Raw genomic sequence first — 18,822 nt, 5'->3', positions numbered from 1 at the left:
CGGCGCCGGAAGGGCGCGCCGAGCGCGGGATCGGCCGCGCGGCACGGTTTTCCCGGCGGAGCCCGGTCGGACGCACGGCGGGGAGGGCGCCCCTTCCCGCCGTGCGTCCGCGCTCAGCGGGAGTCCGAGTCGCCCGGTTCCGCGCGGTCGGTGGCCGAGCCCTCGTCGTTCGCCGTCGTGCGCGGCGCGGTGGGCACCGCCGCCTCGGCACCTCCGGTCGCGTCGTCGTCCCGCGCACCGGCGGTGCGTCCTCGGATCGCGCGCCCCAGCACCGGGCCTGCGACTAGCAGCACGGCGGCCAGCAGCACGACGATCGCGGTGGTGCTGCCCAAGATCAGGCTCGCCACCCCCGCGTCCCCGGCGAGCGCGGAGCTCTGGGTCAGCGACTTCTCGAACAGCGGCCCGATCACCAGGCCCAGCACCAGCGGCGCCACCGGCAGCGACAACCGCTTCATCGCATAGCCCACGAGTCCGAACACCAAGGTCACGAACACGCTGAACAGGCTGTTCTTCACCGTGTAGGCGCCGATCAGGCTGGTGACGATGATCAGCGGGTAGAGGATCTCGTAGCGCAGCCGCAGCAACTGCGCGAACACCGGTGCCAGCGGCAGGTTCAACGCCAGCAGCAGGACGTTGCCGATGAAGAACGAGACGAGCAGTCCCCACACCAGCGCGGGCTGGGTGTCGAACAGCTGCGGCCCGGGCTGGATGCCGTAGACGAGGAACGCGCCCAGCAGCACGGCGGTCGTGGCACCGCCGGGAACGCCCAGCACCAGCGTCGGGATGAAGTTCGCGTTCGACGCCGCGTTGGTCGCCGCGTCCGGCGCGACCACGCCCTCGATCGCGCCCTTGCCGAGCTGGCGCCGGTTCTTCGAGAAGCGCTTCTCGGCGCCGTAGGCCATGAACGAGGCCAGCGTGGTCCCGGCGCCGGGCAGGCAACCGAGCAGGAACCCGACGACGGTGCCGCGCGCGGTCGGCGCCGCGGCCCGCCGCAGGTCCTCCCGGGTGAGCAGCAGGTCGCGGAACCGCGCGCGGATCGGCTCGGCCGAACCCTGGCGGAGCTGGTGGAGCAACTCGCCGATCGCGAACAGGCCGATCATGACCTCCACGAACGGCACCCCGCCGTAGAGGTCGACCTCGCCGAAGGTGTAGCGGGCGACTCCGCTGCCGGTGTCGACGCCGACGCAGCCGACGAGGATGCCGAACAGCCCCATCGCGCAGCCCAGCAGCAGGTTCCGGCCGGAGAACACGACGATCGTGGCCAGACCCAGCACCATGATGGCCAGCATCTCCGGCGGGCCGAACTCCAACGCCACCTCGGCGAAGAACGGGGCGACCGCGACGAGCACCACCAGCGACACCATCGCCGCGACGAACGCGCCCAGCGCCGAGATCGCCAGCGCCGGACCGGCCCGGCCGCGCCGCGCCATCTGGTAGCCGTCCAAGGTGCTGATCACCGAGGACGCCTCACCGGGAGTGGCGATCAGGATGGCGGTGATCGTCGCGCCGAACTGCGCGCCGTGGTAGATCCCCGCGAGCATGATCAGGGCCGTCAGCGGGGACAGCGTCAGCGTCACCGGGATCAGGATCGCGACACCGGTCGCCGACCCCAGGCCGGGCAGGATGCCGATCACCGTGCCGAGCACGACCCCGATGAAGCACCACAGCAGGTTCTCCGGGGTGAGGGCCGATTCGAAGCCCAGGACCAGGTTGTCGATCACAGCGCGCTCCACAGCGTCGGGTCGAGGAGCCCGAGGGGCAGCGGCGCCCCGAGCAGCGTGACGAACGTGAGATGGGCGACGACGTAGGTGGCGGCCGAGATGAGCACCGCCCGCAGCGGGGCGATCCGCTCGACCACGGTGAGCAGGAACAACATCGCCAGCACCAGCGCGGGCAGCAGCCCGAGCACCGGCACCAGCGCGGTCGCCGCCCACATGGTCACCACGACGATCGGCATCCGGTACTTGCCGGCGGGGGCCGCGGCTCCGGTCACCGGCGGGGCGTCGTCGTCGGCCGGGGCCGCACCGGAGAGTTCTTGGCGCACCAGGGCGAGTCCGACCACCACCAGCAGCACGCCAACCACGCGCGGCATCACCGCGGCGCCGATGGTGCCGTCCTCGGTGGTCCAGTCGTAGGCCAGCGACCCCAGGGCGAACGCGGCGCCGAGCGCGGTCAGGAACAGGTGCGCGGCGAGCATCCCCGGCCGGGGTGGCGAGGTGCGGTCGGCTTCGGCGGAGCTCATCAGAAGACCTCCCGCATCTGGCGGTCGTAGTCGTCGAGGAACCTGCCGAACTCGTCGCCGCTGAGGTCGGCGGGGATCAGCAGGTCGTTGCGGATGTAGTCCAGGTAGGCCGGGGAGCGCATCGCCCGGTGCAGCTCGTCGATCCAGAACCGGCGCTGCGACTCGGCGATCCCGGCGGGTGCGAGCGCGCCGCGCCAGATGGTCACGAGCGCGTCGATGCCCTGTTCGCGGGCGGTCGGCACGGATCCGAGCACAGGGTCGTCGTAGCGCTGCTCGGTCATCGTGCACAACGCCTTCGCGTCGCCGCTTTCCAAGTACGGCTTGGCGGAGGCCGCGCTCGCGGGGGCCAGGTCGATCTGCCCGCCCAGCAGCCCGGTCATCACCTCGCCGGTCGAGCCGTAGGGGACCACGTCCACCGCGCCGCCGGCCCCGGTCAGTTCGGCGACGACCAGCGCGTCGGCGCCGGTGCGTCCGCTGGATCCCGACACGACCCGCTGCGTCGCGCTGGCCCGCACCACGTCGGCGCACGTCTCGAACGGGGAGTCCGCCGGTGCCACCACCATGCGCGAGTCCTGCGCGAACATCACCAGCGGGGTGAAGCTGCGGTAGGTGAACGGGACGTCTTCGTAGACGAGGGGAAGGGTGTTGAGCGCGGTCTCGGCGACCAGCAGCGCGTTGCCGTTGCCCTCCTCGGCCAGGAACGTCGCCCAGCCGACCGCGCCGGAGCCGCCTTCCTTGTTCTCGACGTTGACGTCGTAGCCGTGCTCGAGTTCGTTGAGCCCTTGGGCGAGCACGCGCGCGGAGCGGTCGCTGCCGCCGCCGGGTGCGAAGGCCACGACGGCGCTCACCGAGCCGCGGGCGCGCCAGTCGTCGGGTACGGGGGCTCGCACCGAGCACGAGGTGATCACCGCGATCGCCGCCAGGGCGGCGGCGATCCTGAGGAAGCGCGACAGCATTGTCAGTTCCTTCCGGAGCGGGCTCAGCACCCCACTCGATCCCCATCGATCAAAGATCCTATTGGATTTCAGCGATAGTAGGTGGCGCTTCGAGGAACGACAAGACCGTTCGGCGAGTCACCGCCGACAGGGGGAGGAAGAAGAACCGCCGCCGTGCGGGAAGGGAAAGGCGCCGCGCGCGGGGAGCGGTCAGGCCCGTTCGGGCAACGAGCGGCGGGCCACGCCCTGCAGGTGCGCGCGCATCGCCTCGACCGGATCCCCGCTCTCGAACGCGGCGAGCACGGCCGCGTGCTCGGTCACCGCCTCGTCGACGTCGAAGACCTCGCGGTCCAGCGACTGCCGCAGCCGGTGCACGTGCGTCCCCAGCGACTCCGCCATCTGCAGCAGGTAGCGGTTGCCGGATCCGCGCAGGATCACCAGGTGGAACTCCCAGTCGGAGTCGAAGTACTCGCGCAGATCCGCGTAGTCGTCCGGCCGGGCTCCGGCGGAGCGCAGCTCGCCGACCTTGTGCGCGCTCAACGTGTGCCGGGCGTGGGCGACCCTGAGCTGCGGGATCAGCTCCGCTCCGCGGGCGACGGCCTGCTCGACCGCGGCCAGCTCCACCACCGTGCGCGCCATGACGAGATCGGCCATCTGCTCGTCGGTGAGCAGCGGCGCGACCCGGTAGCCCTTCAGCGCGGCCCGCGTCACCAGTCCGGTGTGCTCCATCTGCACCAGCGCTTCCCGGATGGGCGTGGGGGAGACGCCGAGGTCGCGGGCGAGCTGGTCGATGCCGAGCGAGTCGTCGGGCGGGTAGGTGCCGTCGAGGATTCCTTCGAGCACGACGTCGTACACGGTGTCGCGCAGTGCTCGGCGGGCGACGGGGTTCTTGGTGGTGCGCGGCGACCTGCCGCCTGCGGGCGCATCGGTGCTCATGGTGGGTCAACGATAGCGCAGCGGCTCCTGACGATCAGGCGGACGACACGCCTCGTCGTTGTCGATACAGGAAGGATCCTATAGCATCTTTGAAAACGAGCCTCGGGAGACGAACGATGGCGTTCACCGCAGAGACCTGGCCGATCGGTGCGGCACTGCTGCAGTTCCCCAGCGTCCAGCGCGACGGAACGGTCGTCCAGGACGCTCCCGCCGCGCGGTGGAGCGCAGTGTTCGCCGAGATCGCCGCCGCCGGCTTCGACCACGTCGACCTCACCGACAGCTGGCTGCGTCCGGGAGACCTGAGCTCATCCCGGCGCGACGAGCTCAGAACAGCGCTGCGCGGCGCCGGGCTCGGCGTCACCGCGATCTCCGTGGCGCGGCGCAGCCCGATCGACCCGGATCCGGCGGTCGCCGAGGAGAACCTGGCCTACCTGCACCGCACGATCGACGCGGCGGCCGAGCTGGGCATCCCGGTGGTCTGCGCCGGCCTGCACCGCCCGTTCACCGCGGCCCAGCGCGACGCGCTCTGGTTCTGGACGGTGCCGGGCCCGCAGGACCCGCTCGACGACGAGCGCACCCGCGCGACCTGCGTGCGGCGCTTCCGCGAGGTCGGTGAGCACGCCGCCGAACGCGGCATCGCGGTCTCGCTGGAGATGTACGAGGACACCTACCTCGGTACCGCGGAAGGCGCCGTGGCACTGGTGACCGACATCGGCCTGGACAACGTCGGGCTCAACCCGGACATCGGCAACATCGTGCGGCTGCACCGCCCCGTCGAGGACTGGGCGCGGATGTTGGAGCTGACCCTCCCGCACGCGAACTACTGGCACGTCAAGAACTACCACCGCGATCACGACCCGGACACCGGCGCGTACTTCTCGGTGCCCGCCCCGATGGAGCAGGGCGTGATCAGCTACCGGCTCGCCCTGGAGATCGCGCTGGAGCACGGGTTCGACGGCCCGCTGTGCGTCGAGCACTACGGCGGCGACGGGCTCAGCGTGTCGGCGCGCAACCGCGACTACCTGCGCACCTTGCTGCGCGCGAAGCTGGGAGATCGGCGATGACGACGTTGCACGACGGCGCGGCGGGGTACGCGGCGGACGCGTTGAGCGGGTTCGTCGCCGCCCACCCCCGCGACGTGCGCGCGGTGCGCGGCGGCGTGGTGCGCGCGAGCAGCACGCCGCCGGGGCAGGTGGCCGTGGTGATCGGCGGCGGCAGCGGCCACCACCCGGCGTTCGCCGGGTGGGTCGGTCCCGGCATGGCCCACGGCGCGGCCTGCGGGAACGTGTTCGCCTCGCCGTCCGCGGCGCAGGTCTGCTCGGTGGCTCGCGCCGCCGGGGGCAGCGGTGTGCTGCTGGGGTTCGGGAACTACGCGGGCGACGTGCTGCACTTCGGCCTGGCCGCGGAGCAGTTGCGCGCCGAGGGCATCGACGCGCGGGTGCTGGCGGTCGTGGACGACGTCGCCTCCGCACCCCCCGAGCAGGCCGGGCTGCGCCGCGGCATCGCCGGTGACCTGCTGGTGTTCAAGCTGGTGGGCGCCGCCGCCGAGCGGGGCATGGGACTCGACGACGTGGAACGCATCGGCCGCCGAGCCGTCGAGGTGACCCGCTCGCTCGGGGTCGCCTTCTCCGGGTGCACGTTGCCCGGCGCGGCGGCACCGCTGTTCGAGGTGCCGCCCGGCCGGATGGCGCTCGGGCTCGGCGTACACGGCGAGCCGGGCCTGTCCGAGCATCCGCTGGGGTCCGCCACCGAGGTGGCCGATCGGCTCGTGGACGGCGTGCTCGCCGAACCCGCGGCGGTGCGCGGTGGCCGGGTCGCGGTGCTGCTCAACGGGATGGGTGGCATCGGTGGCGAGGAGCTGTTCGTCGTCTACGGCCGGATCGCTCGACGGCTCGCCGGCGCCGGGCTGGAACCGGTGGATCCCGTGGTGGGCGCCCAGATGAGCAGCCTCGGCATGAGCGGGCTCTCGCTGTCGGTGACCCCGCTCGACGACGAACTGGCCGAGCTGTGGGCGGATCCGGTGGACACCCCGGCGTGGCGGCGCGGCGGTTTTCCCGCCCGCCCGGCCCGCACCGACGACCTCGGCGACACCGGCGCACCGCCCGTCGCCGCCGGATCGGCGGAGTCCCACCGAGACGCCGCCCTCGTCGTCACCGCCTTCGAGATCGCCCGCGATGTGCTGGCGGAGCACGAAGAACGGCTCGGGCGGCTCGACGCCGTCGCCGGGGACGGCGATCACGGTCTGGGCATGCGGCGGGGATCGCTGGCCGCCGCCGAAGCGGCCGAGACGGCCCGCGCGGCCGGTGCCGGTGCCGGCACGGTCCTCGCCCGCGCCGCCGCGGCCTGGTCGGAGAGCGCGGGCGGCACCTCCGGCGCGCTCTGGGGCGGTGCCATCAGCGCGTTCGGCTCGACCTTGGGCGATCAGGACGCCGTGACCGGGCCGCTGCTCGGGACGGCGATCGGCCGGGCGGTCGACGCGGTCGCGCGGCTCGGCGGGGCCGCCCCCGGCGACAAGACGATGGTCGACGCCGCCGCCCCGTTCGCCGAACTGGTGGCCCGAGCCGGGGCCGCTCCGGCGGAAGCACTGGTGCGCGCGGCGGAAGCGGCCACCACCGCCGCTGCCGCCACCGCCGACATCCCGGCCCGCCGCGGCCGGGCGCGGACCCACGGCGACCGCAGCCTCGGCACCCCGGACCCGGGAGCGACCTCGTTCGCCCTGGTCGTCACCGCCCTCACCGCAACGCTGAACACGACGCCTCCGGGAGGCATTCGATGACCTCGCGCATCGTCACCGGCCGCACCGGCGGCCCGGTGTCCTCGTCGGCGGCGAAGGCCGCCGCGCCCACCGCTGACGGGACGAGCTGACGTGCTCTGGATCGGCACCAGCTTCAAGATGACCAAGACCCGGTCGGAGGCCGTCGCCTACGCCCGCGCGCTGCGCGACGGGTGGACGGCGGAACCGAGCGGTGTGCGGCCGTTCGTCGTGCCCCCGGCCACCTCGTTGCCGGAGGTGACCGCGGCGCTCGGCCCGGAGTCCCCGATCCTCGCCGGGGCCCAGAACGCGCACTGGGCGGAATCCGGGGCGTGGACCGGCGAGTTGTCGGTGGGCCAGGTCGCCGACGCGGGGGCCCGCATCGTGGAGATCGGGCACGCCGAGCGGCGCAGGCACTTCGCCGAGACCGACGAGACGGTCCACCGCAAGGTCCGCGCGACCCTCGCGCACGGCCTGATCCCGCTGGTGTGCGTGGGCGAGGACGCGGAGGTCGCGGCGGCGGGCCGTTCCGTCGAGCACGTCGTGGCCCAAGCCGAGGCCGCGCTGGCCGGGTGCGCCGACGCGTCCTCGGTGCTGCTGGCCTACGAGCCGGTGTGGGCGATCGGTGAGCACGGCCGCCTGCCGAAGCCCGCGGACGTGGCGCCGGTGATGGCGGCCTTGCACGACCGCTTCGGCGGCGACGTCGAGGCAGTCCTCTACGGCGGCTCGGTCAACCTGGACAACGCGGCCGAGCTGTTGGCCGTGCCCGGCACCGGCGGGTTGTTCGTCGGCCGGGCGGCCTGGCAGGTCGAAGGCCTGCTCGGCCTGCTCGCACTCGCCGACGACCACTTGCGCGCCGGTTCCGGCCGGTGACCCACCGATCCCGATGAAGAGGACACCTCGATGAACGACTCCATCCGCCCGAAGATCGCGCTGACGCTGGGCGACCCGGCGGGCGTCGGCCCGGAGCTGGCGGCGAAGCTGCTCGCCGATCCGCGCAACAGCGCCGCGGCCGAGATCTACGTCCTGGCCGATCGCGCCGAGCTCGACGACGCCGCCGCCGTCGCCGGTGTGGAGATCCCGCTCTCCAGCACCCCGGAGCCCGGCACCGTGACGCTGCTCGACGACCGCTCGGCCCCGGCGGAACCGATCCCGGCGCGCCAGGTGTCCGAGGCCGCCGGTGCGCGCACGTTGCACCAGCTGCGGCGCGCGGTGTCGATGGCGAGCGCCGGCGAGGTCGGCGGCATCGTGTTCACCCCGTTGAACAAGACGAGCCTGCACTGGGCGGGGATGCACGAGGAGGACGAGCTCCGCTGGTTCGCCAAGGAACTCGGCTACGAGGGCACCACCTCGGAGATCAACATCATCGACGGCCTCTGGACGGCGCGGGTCACCAGCCACATCAGCATGCAGGAGGTGGCGCAGCGGGTCACCGCGCCGAACGTGACCGCCGCGATCGAGCTGCTGCACTCGCTGCTGCACGATTCCGGCATCGACGCGCCCCGGCTCGGGGTGTGCGCGCTCAACCCGCACAACGGGGAGAACGGCCTGTTCGGGCGCGAGGAGATCGACCACATCCGGCCCGGCGTGGAGGAGGCGAAGTCCCGCGGCATCGACGTCGCGGGACCGTTCCCGTCGGACACGATCTTCCTGGCCCGCGAGAACTACGACGGCATCGTGACGATGTACCACGACCAGGGCCAGATCGCGGTCAAGCTGCTCGGTTTCGACGGGGGCGTGACGGTCCAGGGCGGGCTGCCCGTGGTGATCGCCACGCCCGCGCACGGCACCGCGTTCGACATCGCGGGCCAAGGCATCGCGAGCACCACGTCCAGCCAGAACGCCCTCGACGTCGCCATCGCGGTGGCCCGCCGCCGGGCAGCGGCGAAGGCCCGCTGAGGGGCCTGCCTTCCGACCTCAGCGGCTGTCTTTGAACTTGGTCTGCGCAGGTGTCCGGGTGGCGCAACCGCAGCGGCTTCCTCGCTGCGGGATCGTTTTCTCATGTAGCAGCCCTACACCGCGAAATCGCCGTCCTCGCGAGGAAGCCGCTGAGAACCCGCCGGTGGTCGGCGTGCTCAAGCTGATCACTGCTCAGCGGCGAAGGCCCGCCGAGCGACCAACAACGCGGACCAAGTACGCAGACGGGCTCTCAGCGGCCTTCTCGCCGCGGGATCGACGCCGTGCACGGCGAATCGCCGTCCTCGCGAGAAGGCCGCTGAGAACCGGTCGCGGTGCCGGTCGCTCGGGCCGGTCGCCGCTGCACTCCTCGATCGCCCACCGTGCCCCGGCAACCCCGGTGCCGGTGCGCTGACGCCGCACCCGGGCCGCGCGGACGCCTTTTCGGTTCGGACTTGGCGAAACGACTGAAGATCAGCTCCACCACGGCATCCGGCGCTCAAGGCTCCGGATGTGACCGCGGAACGGATCGGCCTCCGCTCATGCGCAGGATCAAGGCGACCGCGTCCTCCGAGCGGGCCGCCGGCGCCAGGACCTCCTGGAGGAGCATGCCGCGAATCGCGGCGATGGTGACGGAGGCCGTGGTCAGCGCTTCCTCGGCGTCGAGCCCTTCGCGTTCCGCGAGCGAGGCCAGAATCTCGGTCAGGTCGTCGAGCGAGTCGATGAACTCGCGAAAGTTCTCCGGGCTGTACGCGGCCAGGCCCACGACGTGAAAGAAGCCGCGGACGCGCGACAGCTGCTCCGGGCGGGTGTAGGTCCGCCAGATCGCCACGACGAGGTCGTCGAAGGTGCCGTGCTGGGCGGCCTCGAAAAGCACCTCGTTGTCACGGGATCGCTGCGCCTTGAGCATGGCTGCCAGCACCCCCGAGAGCGATCCGAAGTGGTATCGCAGGAGGGCGTGGCTGGTCCCGGTCCGGGCGGCGATCTCGCGGAGCGACACCTCCGGTGCGGGAAGGGCCTCGGCGAAGGCGTCGAGAAGCCGAGCCAGGAGGCGCTCGCGTGCGTCGCCGGTGCGTTCCGTGCTTGACAGGATCACTCCCGCAGTTTATCCATTGGAAAAGACTGATGTGCCGTGGTGCTCCGACCATGGTCCCAGTCAGCTCACCGAGGGCGGAGGACATGACTCGTGGGACCTTTTCAGATCACCGGCGCGGCGGTCGTCGACGGGTCGGGGCGCGACCCCGTCGACGTCGACGTCACCGTCGAAGACGGGCGCATCGCCCAGCTCGGTGCCTCCGGCGCACGCGGCGCGCGCATCGATGCCGGGGGGCTGACGATGACGCCCGGCCTGATCGACGCCCACGTACACCTGGGCTTGTCGAGCCCGATCCAGCCGCAGTTCTCGTTCCGGATCAGTGCCGCCGAGATCGCGGCAGACATCTTCGCCACGGCCGGCGCGACGCTCGACGCCGGCTTCACGACCGTTCGGGACACCGGCGGGATCGACGGCGGCGTCGTCACCACGATCGCCAAGGGCAAGGTCAGGGGGCCACGCGTCCTGTCGTGCGGACCTGTCCAGTGCCAGACCGGTGGGCACGGCTACTACGGAGCCGACTGGGAACCCACCGAGCTGTGGAGCAGCCATCACGTTCCCGGTCTGGTCGCCCTGTCCACGATGTCGGGCAACGCAGGCGAGCTGCGCGGCAACGTGCGCGAGGCCTTCCGCCGCGGAGCCTCCTTCCTGAAGCTCTGCGCGACCGGCGGAGTGGTCGGCGCGCACGACCGGTTGGCCGACACCCAGTTCACCGTGGAAGAGATCGCCGTCGCTGTTCAAGAAGCTGCGGCACGGGGCACCTACGTGACGGTCCACGCCCACAACAACGAAGGCGTTCGGAACGCGGTCGAGGCCGGGGTGCGCTGCGTCGAACACGGCACCGACCTCGACGAGTCCACGGCCACCCTGATGGCCGCTCGCGAGGTCGCCCTCGTGCCCACGTTCGCTGTCGTCGAGCAACTGCTGCACGACACCGCTGGAGCAGGTCTCGGCGAGTCGACCCGCGATCGTGTGCCGGGCGTTCGTGAGCGGATGACCGAGGCGCTCGCCGTCGCCAAGGAGGCCGGAGTGCGGATCGGGCTGGGTTCCGATCTCATCGGTCCGGCTCAGGACCGTCGAGGCGAAGAGCTCACGTTGCGCGCAGAGCTGGAGACGCCGATGGAAGCACTCGTGGCGGCCACGAAGACCAACGCCGAAATCCTCGGCTTGTCCGACCAGGTGGGGGTCATCGCTCCCGGCATGCAAGCAGACCTCGTGCTCTGGAACGGCAACCCGCTCGAAGATCCGAAGCTTTTCTCCGACCCCGCCAATGCCGTATTCGTCGTCCAAGCCGGACGTGTTGTGAAGGACCTCCGATGAGCACCATGTGGCAAGGCTGCCTCGCCGACACCGACTACTTCGAGATGCGCTCCAGCGGGGGGCACGACTACGGCGTCTGGGTCACCACGCCACCGGGCTACGACCCCGCCACGACGCGAGCACCTGCCGTGTACGTGCTCGACGGCAACTGGGCCGTGGGCATGACGGCTCCGCTCATCGTCACCCAAGCGGATCCCATGCAGCGGATCCAGCCCTACATCCAGGTCAGCGTCGGCTACGCGGGCGAAGACGCGCAGCACTGGGATCGGCTGCGCAACAGAGACCTCGTGCCCCCCGGCGAGCCCATCGCCGAGGAGCTCATCGATGCCGTGGAGGCGGGATATCGAGCGGGCGCGAGGACGCGCGAGGAAACCGACGCCTACCTCGCCGAACTGCGCGACACCCACGCCGATGCGTTCCTGAGCTTCCTCACCGCGGAACTGCACCCGCGGATCGAACGCGACTACGGCACGGCCACGAGCGGTCACGGCCTTTTCGGCTACTCCTACGGCGGCCTCTTCAGCCTCTACACCTGGCTCACCGGCAACGCGCTCTTCGAGAGCATCGGAGCGGGCAGCCCCGGCGTCGCCGGTGAGGACAGCCAGATCTTCGCCCAGCTCCAGGAGATGGGTGACAGGCAGCACGCCGCCAAGCTCCACGTGACCCTCAACGAGCGAGAGCTGCTCGGAGACCTGGCCATCTACCAGAGCATCACGAAGAGCACGGCCACCGTCCTCCACCGCCTCACCTCACGCGGCGGAGCCGTCACCAGCGCGGTCCTGCGCGAAACGCACGTGACCGGCCTCCAGGCATCGTTCCTCAGCTACCTCAGGACCTGCCGGGCCCGGTGAGCGCGAACGCATCCGCGGCACCGGCCCCGTGGGACGACCCGAAGCCCGCCCGTGGACCCGATCCGGCTCAGCCACCACCATCTCCATCGCCCGCAACGTGGTCCACCTGCTCGCGAGAGTGCCGTCGCAGTACTAGGCCGCGACGCGCAGGGTGCTGCCGACCAGGAGCATGCGGAGGGTGCGGGCGGTGGCGTCGGCGAGGAGTTCGGGGGCGCTTTCGATCGCGTCGGCGAGCGCCACCGGTCCGGTGAGGATGCCGGCGTAGGCGTCGATCCCGGTGTCGTAGCTGCTCTCGGCACCGGGGCCGATGGTGCCGCACAGCGCGATCACCGGCTTGCCCTGGCGCTTCGCGCGGCGCGCGACCTCGGAGGGGATCTTGCCGAGGGCGGTGGAGGCGTCGATGGCGCCTTCGGCGGTGAGCACCAGGTCGGCGGCGCGCAGCCGCAGATCCAGGTCGGTGCTCTCGATGAAGACGTCGAACCGCGAGGCGAGCCGGGCGCCGAGCACCCCGGCGAGCCCCGCGCCGACTCCGCCCGAGGCGCCGCCGCCGGGCAGCTCGGCGAAGTCGATGCCGCTGTGCCGGTGCAGCAGCAGTCCCCAGCGGTGCATCGCCGCCGCCAGCTGCGCCACCTGCGCCGGTGACGCGCCCTTCTGCGGGCCGTAGACGTGCGCGACGCCCTTCGGGCCGCTGAGCACGTTCTTCGGGTTGACCGCGACCACGACCTCCACCGCGGACAATCGGGGGTCCACGCCGTCCGCGTCGATCAGCCGCACCTGGCGCAGGGGCACGCCGCCGGGGCCGACGTCGTGCCCGGAGTCGTCGAGCACGCGGACTCCGAGGGCCTGCAACGCTCCCGCGCCGCCATCGCAGATCCCGGAATCACCGCAACCGACGATGATCTTCTTGGCGCCGGCGTCCAGCGCCGCCGCGATCAGCTCGCCGACACCGCGGCTCGACGTGCGGCCGGGATCGCGCTTTCCCCGCGGCACCAGGGAAAGCCCCGCCGCAGCCGCCACTTCCACGAACGCGGTTCCCCGTTCGGTCCCGCCGAGCAGCGCGAAGTGCGACTCGACGGGGGCGCCGACCGGTCCGGTGACGGTCGCCGGGACCAGCTCGCCGCCGGTCGACTTCGCCAGCATGCGGGCGGATCCCTCGCCGCCGTCGATCAGCGGGACGGTGTCGACGATCGCGGCCGGGACCACCCTGCGGATGCCAGCGCGGATGCCGGCGGCGACGGCATCGGCGTCCAGGCACTCCTTGAACCCGGTGGGAGCGACGAGAAAGCGGAACATGGTTTCCTCCATTGTGGACTTGTCAGTCGAGGTGCAGGCCGAGCGGCGGCCAGACGAAGCGGGTGAACAGCAGGACCAGCACGACCATCACCGGTCCGAGCAGCGCGGAGAGCTTCAGCAGATCGCGCGGGGCGAAGGTCGGCGCCTGCTCGATCCGGGCGAACATCGCGACCGGCTTCGCCGACGACGGCAGGGTGTGGCAGAAACCCGCCGCGGCCGTCGAGGCGAACGCCAGCGCCACCGGGTTCATGCCGACGGCGAGCGCGGCGGGCACGACGAGCGGGATCAGCACCGAGGACCGCGCCGAGCGGGACTGCACCACCAGGTGCGCGGCGACGCTGAGCACCACCACGGTCAGCAGCACCGTCGAGCGCGGCGCCCCGCTCAGGAAGCTCGTCACGGCCCACTGGGCGGCGCCCGACTCGGTCAACCCGGTACCGAGCGCGCCGGTGGCGGCCATGAACAGCAGCAACGACCAGGGGATCTCGGACAGCGCCGCGCCGAAGCGCACCGTTCCGAGCCGCGGCGAGGTGATCAGCACCGCGCCGCCGAGCGCGACGAGGGCGGGGGACAGGCCGTGCAGCGGCTCGGTGCTCCACAGCAGCACCACGACGCCCAGCAGCGCCGCCGCGCGGATCTCGTCGCGCCGCATCCGATCCGGAACCTCCAGCTGCGCGCGCAGCGCCTCGGCGTCGACCCGCAGCGGGGCGCGGCGATCGGCGTGGCGGGTGAACAGCGCCAGCACGACCTCGGCGGCCAAGTGCGAACTCGCCACCGCGAACGGCAACCCCCACCACAACCACTGCGCGAACCCGATGCGCACGTCGACGGTGCTCGCGAGGATCTCGCTGGTCACCAGGTGCGCGCCGGCCCCGACGAGGCTGGCGACGGCCGAGAGCAGCACCACGGTCGGGAACAGCACCGCGAGCGCTCGGACCAGCCGTTCCCGCGCCGCGAACGCCGCGGCCAAGGTGAGGTAGAAGGGCAGCACCAGCGCCGCCCGCCCGCTGGTGCTCGGCACCAGCAGAGCGGTGATCACGAGCGAAGCGGTGATCAGGTGGAACAGCCCGCGAGGCCGGCGGGCGCGGGCCACGAGCGCGACCGACAGCCGGGCGGGCAGCCCGGTCGCGTTGATCCCGGCGGCCAGGATGAACGCCGCGATCAGCAGCCAGATCTGGTCCTCGCCGAGCGGCTCGAACACGTCCTCGGAATCCAGCACCCCGAACACGACCAGCAGCACGGCCGCGGCCACCGCGACGAACGTGTCGTCGAGCCGGGAACTCATCCAGCCGCCGACCGCCACCGCGAACACCAAGAACGTCAGCAGGCCGTGCCATCCGAGCTCACCGGGCCCGCCGAGCGTGCCCGGAATGACCGCCAGCACCCCCAGCGCGCCGAGCGCGACCAGGGTGAACACGATCGCCCAGCCGTTGCCCGACTGCGGTTCCGGCGCGAGACCGGCGGCGCGCATCGGCCGCGTCGCGTAGTCCGTGCGCACCGGTTCGGTATCCCGCTCGGCGTCCATGGGGTGAACCTTCGACGCCCAGGCTGAGCGCACCGTGAACTTTCGATGAGGACGACCTCATGTGCGCGGGGACGAAGCAGGCGAGCCCTCCGGTCTTGTCAAAACGGCGGAATCGATGAGCACCGACCACCAGAGCGGTGGAACCACCCGCGGGTTCGCAGCGGGATTCTCGCGGGGGACAGCACTTCCCCTCGCGGCGGAGCCACTGGGGAACTGGTCCCGCAGCGAGAATCCCGCCGAGGCCGCGCCATTCGGACACCAGCGCACAACGTGCGCACAACGCCCGCCCGGCCCCGAGGGCCGAGGTCGAACGGCGTAACCGCACGTCGAACAACGGTTAAGCTGGCCGGTGGTCCTTCGCCGTCCGCGGAGGTCTCCCCGACTTCCGCAGAGGGATCGCGTGCTGCTCCGATTACTGCGGGCCCACCTGCGGCCCTACGCGTTGCCGATCATCGCGCTGGTGGTGCTCCAGCTGGTCCAGACGGTCGCCACGCTGTACCTGCCCGCGCTGAACGCCGACATCATCGACAACGGCGTGCTCACCGGCGACCAAGGCCACATCCTGCGCGTCGGCGGCGTCATGCTCGTCGTGGCGGCGGTGCAGCTGATCTGCGCGATCGGCGCCGTCGGCTTCGGCGCCCGGACCGCGACGGCGCTCGGCCGCGACCTGCGCGCCTCGGTGTTCGACCAGGTGCAGTCCTTCTCCGCGCGCGAGGTGGGGCGTTTCGGGGCGCCGTCGCTGATCACCCGCACGACCAACGACGTCCAGCAGATCCAGATGCTGGTGCTGGTCACCTTCACGCTGATGATCACGGCGCCGATCATGTGCGTCGGCGGGATCGTGCTGGCGCTGGACCAGGACGCGGTGCTCTCCGGCCTGCTCGTGGTGGTCGTGCCGCTGCTGGGCGTGCTGATCGCGCTGCTCGTCGCCCGGTTGCGCCCGCTGTTCCGCGCCATGCAGGTGCGCATCGACACCGTCAACCGCATCCTGCGCGAGCAGATCAACGGGTTGCAGGTCATCCGCGCGTTCAACAAGGACGTCCACGAGCAGCGCCGGTTCGGCGAGGCGAACGCCGAGCTGACCGGCACCGCGCTGCGCGTCGGGAACCTGATGGCGCTGATGTTCCCCACGGTGATGATCGTGGTGAACGTGTCCAGCGTGGCCGTGACCTGGTTCGCCGCCGGGCGCATCGATTCCGGCGCGATGCAGGTCGGCGCGCTCGTCGCCTTCCTGAGCTACCTGATGCAGATCCTCATGTCGGTGATGATGGCGACGTTCATGTTCATGATGATCCCGCGCGCCGAGGTGTGCGCCGAACGCATCCAGGAAGTGCTCGACACCGAGAGCACGGTCCGCCCGCCGAGGCGCCCCGTCCGGGAACTCCACCGGCGCGGCCACCTGGAACTGCGCGACGTCGGCTTCCGCTACCCGGGCGCGGAGGAACCGGTGCTGCAAGGCATCGACTTCCACGCCCGGCCCGGCGAGACCACGGCGATCATCGGCAGCACCGGCAGCGGCAAGAGCACCCTGATCAACCTGATCCCCCGGTTGTCCGACGCCACGACCGGCACGATCCTGATCGACGGGGTCGACGTCCGGGACCTGGATCCGGCGACGCTGACCCGGACCGTCGCGGTCGTCCCGCAACGCCCGTACCTGTTCTCCGGCACCGTGGCGAGCAACCTGCGCTACGGCGACCCGGACGCCACCGACGACGACCTCTGGCACGCGCTGGAGATCGCGCAGGCCGCCGAGTTCGTGCGCCGGCTGCCCGGCGGGCTCGACGCCCCGCTGTCCCAAGGCGGCAGCAACGTCTCCGGCGGCCAGCGCCAGCGGCTCGCCATCGCCAGGGCACTGGTGCGGCGCCCCGAGATCCACCTGTTCGACGACTCGTTCTCCGCGCTGGACTACGCCACCGACGCGCAGGTCCGGGCCGGGCTGCGGCAGGAGACGGCGGAGGCGACGGTCGTCATCGTCGCCCAGCGGGTCAACACGATCCGCGACGCCGATCGCATCTTGGTGCTCGACGCGGGACGGCTCGTCGGGGTGGGCACCCACCAGGAGCTGATGGAGGGCAACGAGACCTACCGGGAGATCGTCCTGTCGCAGCTGACCGAGGAGGAAGCGGCATGAGCGCCCCCGCACGGACCCGCCCGACCGGCGAGGGGACCACGTCGCAGCGCCCGCCCGACCGGAACCGGCCCACCGGCTTCGTCGCCTCGGGACGGCGGCTGCTCGGACGGCTCGGCCCCGAACGGCCGCTGCTGGTCGTCGTGGTGCTGCTGGCCGTGGTGAGCGTGGCGCTGAGCGTGCTCGGGCCCAAGTACCTCGGGCAGGCCACCGACCTGATCGTCGCGGGCGCCGGCCGAGGCGGCGGCGTCGACTTCGCCGCGGTCGGTTCCGTCCTGCTGGTGGCACTGGCGGTCTACGCCGCCTCCGGCTTGTTCGGGGTCGCACAAGCCCGCCTGACCAACGGCGCCGTGCAGCGCACGGCGAGCCGGTTGCGCCGGGACGCGGAGGCGAAGCTCGCGAAGCTGCCGGTGAGCCACTTCGACCGCCAGTCCCGCGGTGAGGTGCTCAGCCGGGTCACCAACGACATCGACAACGTGGGCCAGTCGCTGCAGCAGACGCTCTCGCAGGTGGTCGTCTCGGTGCTGACCATCTTCGGCGTGCTCGCGGTGATGTTCTCCATCTCCGGGCTGCTGGCGCTGTTCGCGCTGCTGAGCATCCCGCTGTCGGCGCTGGTCACGTACCGGATCGGCAAGCGGGCGCAGCCGCAGTTCGCGGCGCAGTGGAAGAGCACCGGCGAGCTCAACGGGCACATCGAGGAGATGTACACCGGGCACTCCACCATCAAGGCGTTCGGCCGCCAGCAGGACGCGGCCGAGACCTTCCGGGCGCGCAACGAGGAGTTGGCGACGGCCGGGTTCCGCGCCCAGTTCCTGTCGGGGCTGATCCAGCCGAGCATGATGTTCCTGAGCAACCTGAACTACCTGCTGGTCGCGGTGGTCGGTGGGCTCCGCGTCGCGTCCGGCGCGCTGTCGGTCGGGGACGTGCAGGCGTTCGTGCAGTACTCCCGGCAGTTCAGCCAGCCGCTGACGCAGGTGGCGAGCATGGCCGCGCTCCTGCAGTCCGGACTCGCTTCGGCGGAGCGGGTCTTCGACTTCCTCGACGCGCCCGAGCAGGAACCGTCGCCCGACGACGCTCCCGCCTCCGACCGCCCGCGCGGCCGGGTCGCGTTCGAGCACGTGGCGTTCCGCTACCAGCAGGACGAGCCGCTGATCGACGATCTCTCGCTGATCGCCGAGCCGGGCGACACGGTCGCCATCGTCGGCCCCACCGGGGCGGGCAAGAGCACCCTGGTCAACCTGCTGATGCGGTTCTACGAGATCAGCGCGGGCCGGATCACCCTGGACGGCGTCGACACCCGCACGATGTCCAGGGAGCGGTTGCGCGCCGCGACCGGCATGGTCCTGCAGGACACCTGGCTGTTCGGCGGCACCATCGCGGAGAACATCGCCTACGGCAAGCAGGACGCGACCCGCGAGGAGGTCGTCGAGGCCGCCAAGGCCGCGCACGTCGACCACTTCGCCCGCAGCTTGCCGGACGGCTACGACACCGTCCTGGACGACGAGGGCACCGGTGTCAGCGCGGGGGAGAAGCAGCTGATCACGATCGCGCGGGCGTTCCTCGCCGACCCGTCGATCCTCGTGCTCGACGAGGCGACCAGTTCCGTCGACACCCGGACCGAGGCGCTGATCCAGCGCGCGATGGCCACGTTGCGCACCGGGCGCACCGCGTTCGTCATCGCGCACCGGCTGTCCACGATCCGCGACGCCGACACGATCCTGGTCATGGACGGTGGCGCGATCATCGAGCAGGGCTCGCACGACGGGCTGATCGCCGCCGGTGGGGCGTACGCGGCGCTGCACTCTGCCCAGTTCACCGGTCCGGCCGCGCCGGAGGGCGGCTGAGGAC

The 18,822-nt window shown here is 71.7% G+C and carries 15 protein-coding genes; 8 read left to right on the top strand and 7 right to left on the bottom strand.

All coding sequences use genetic code 11. The annotated features are described in order from the left end of the window. Positions 1–113: 113 nt before the first annotated feature. From OOZ19_RS10790 to OOZ19_RS10775, 4 genes are all read right to left on the bottom strand, one after another. Positions 114–1,721, bottom strand: a complete 1,608-nt coding sequence (locus OOZ19_RS10790) for a tripartite tricarboxylate transporter permease (protein WP_266089926.1) — start codon at positions 1,719–1,721, stop codon at positions 114–116. Beyond that, positions 1,718–2,242 carry a tripartite tricarboxylate transporter TctB family protein gene (locus tag OOZ19_RS10785; protein ID WP_266089925.1) on the bottom strand — a complete coding sequence of 175 codons (525 nt, stop codon included), beginning with the start codon at positions 2,240–2,242 and terminating at the stop codon, positions 1,718–1,720. Before OOZ19_RS10785 ends, OOZ19_RS10790 begins: the two co-directional genes overlap by 4 nt. After that, positions 2,242–3,198, bottom strand: a complete 957-nt coding sequence (locus OOZ19_RS10780; protein WP_266089924.1) for a tripartite tricarboxylate transporter substrate binding protein — start codon at positions 3,196–3,198, stop codon at positions 2,242–2,244. The genes OOZ19_RS10785 and OOZ19_RS10780 overlap by 1 nt, the downstream gene beginning before the upstream one ends. Before the next feature lie 189 nt (positions 3,199–3,387). Then, positions 3,388–4,113, bottom strand: a complete 726-nt coding sequence (locus tag OOZ19_RS10775) for a GntR family transcriptional regulator (protein WP_266089923.1) — start codon at positions 4,111–4,113, stop codon at positions 3,388–3,390. 116 nt (positions 4,114–4,229) lie between these two features. On the opposite strand from OOZ19_RS10775, the gene OOZ19_RS10770 reads away from it, so the two are divergent. The 4 genes from OOZ19_RS10770 (at position 4,230) to OOZ19_RS10755 (ending at position 8,764) form a co-directional block, all read left to right on the top strand. Then, entirely contained in the window at positions 4,230–5,177 is a 948-nt protein-coding gene (locus OOZ19_RS10770) for a sugar phosphate isomerase/epimerase family protein (protein WP_266089922.1), read from the top strand. Beyond that, complete coding sequence (locus OOZ19_RS10765; protein ID WP_266089921.1) at positions 5,174–6,889, top strand: dihydroxyacetone kinase family protein; 1,716 nt, start codon at positions 5,174–5,176, stop codon at positions 6,887–6,889. Before OOZ19_RS10770 ends, OOZ19_RS10765 begins: the two co-directional genes overlap by 4 nt. Before the next feature lie 90 nt (positions 6,890–6,979). Further along, a complete protein-coding gene (locus tag OOZ19_RS10760) occupies positions 6,980–7,738 on the top strand; it encodes a triose-phosphate isomerase (RefSeq protein ID WP_266089920.1) in 759 nt (252 codons plus the stop codon). A 30-nt stretch (positions 7,739–7,768) separates the two neighbouring features. Next, entirely contained in the window at positions 7,769–8,764 is a 996-nt protein-coding gene (locus tag OOZ19_RS10755; RefSeq protein WP_266089919.1) for a 4-hydroxythreonine-4-phosphate dehydrogenase PdxA, read from the top strand. A 496-nt stretch (positions 8,765–9,260) separates the two neighbouring features. On the opposite strand, the gene OOZ19_RS10750 is transcribed toward OOZ19_RS10755, so the two are convergent. After that, a complete protein-coding gene (locus tag OOZ19_RS10750; protein ID WP_266089918.1) occupies positions 9,261–9,671 on the bottom strand; it encodes a hypothetical protein in 411 nt (136 codons plus the stop codon). Between the two features lie 276 nt (positions 9,672–9,947). Between OOZ19_RS10750 and OOZ19_RS10745 the strand changes: the two genes are divergently transcribed. Together OOZ19_RS10745 and OOZ19_RS10740 are read left to right on the top strand one after the other, a co-directional pair. Further along, positions 9,948–11,174 carry a metal-dependent hydrolase family protein gene (locus tag OOZ19_RS10745; protein WP_266089917.1) on the top strand — a complete coding sequence of 409 codons (1,227 nt, stop codon included), beginning with the start codon at positions 9,948–9,950 and terminating at the stop codon, positions 11,172–11,174. Beyond that, positions 11,171–12,025: an alpha/beta hydrolase gene (locus tag OOZ19_RS10740; RefSeq protein WP_266089916.1), complete on the top strand. Its 855-nt coding sequence runs from the start codon at positions 11,171–11,173 to the stop codon at positions 12,023–12,025. The genes OOZ19_RS10745 and OOZ19_RS10740 overlap by 4 nt, the downstream gene beginning before the upstream one ends. Before the next feature lie 132 nt (positions 12,026–12,157). On the opposite strand, the gene OOZ19_RS10735 is transcribed toward OOZ19_RS10740, so the two are convergent. Next, positions 12,158–13,318, bottom strand: a complete 1,161-nt coding sequence (locus OOZ19_RS10735; protein WP_266089915.1) for a glycerate kinase family protein — start codon at positions 13,316–13,318, stop codon at positions 12,158–12,160. 22 nt (positions 13,319–13,340) lie between these two features. Then, positions 13,341–14,843, bottom strand: a complete 1,503-nt coding sequence (locus OOZ19_RS10730) for an SLC13 family permease (RefSeq protein ID WP_266089914.1) — start codon at positions 14,841–14,843, stop codon at positions 13,341–13,343. A gap of 400 nt (positions 14,844–15,243) precedes the next feature. On the opposite strand from OOZ19_RS10730, the gene OOZ19_RS10725 reads away from it, so the two are divergent. Together OOZ19_RS10725 and OOZ19_RS10720 are read left to right on the top strand one after the other, a co-directional pair. Then, entirely contained in the window at positions 15,244–16,977 is a 1,734-nt protein-coding gene (locus OOZ19_RS10725; protein ID WP_266089913.1) for an ABC transporter ATP-binding protein, read from the top strand. After that, entirely contained in the window at positions 16,974–18,818 is a 1,845-nt protein-coding gene (locus tag OOZ19_RS10720) for an ABC transporter ATP-binding protein (protein ID WP_266089912.1), read from the top strand. The genes OOZ19_RS10725 and OOZ19_RS10720 overlap by 4 nt, the downstream gene beginning before the upstream one ends. The last annotated feature ends 4 nt before the right edge of the window (positions 18,819–18,822 follow it).

The sequence above is a fragment of the Saccharopolyspora sp. NFXS83 genome, assembly GCF_026241095.1.
Lineage (GTDB): Bacteria > Actinomycetota > Actinomycetes > Mycobacteriales > Pseudonocardiaceae > Saccharopolyspora_C.
The sequence above is the reverse complement of the archived record's forward strand: the minus strand, read 5'-3'. Positions and strand labels throughout refer to the sequence as shown.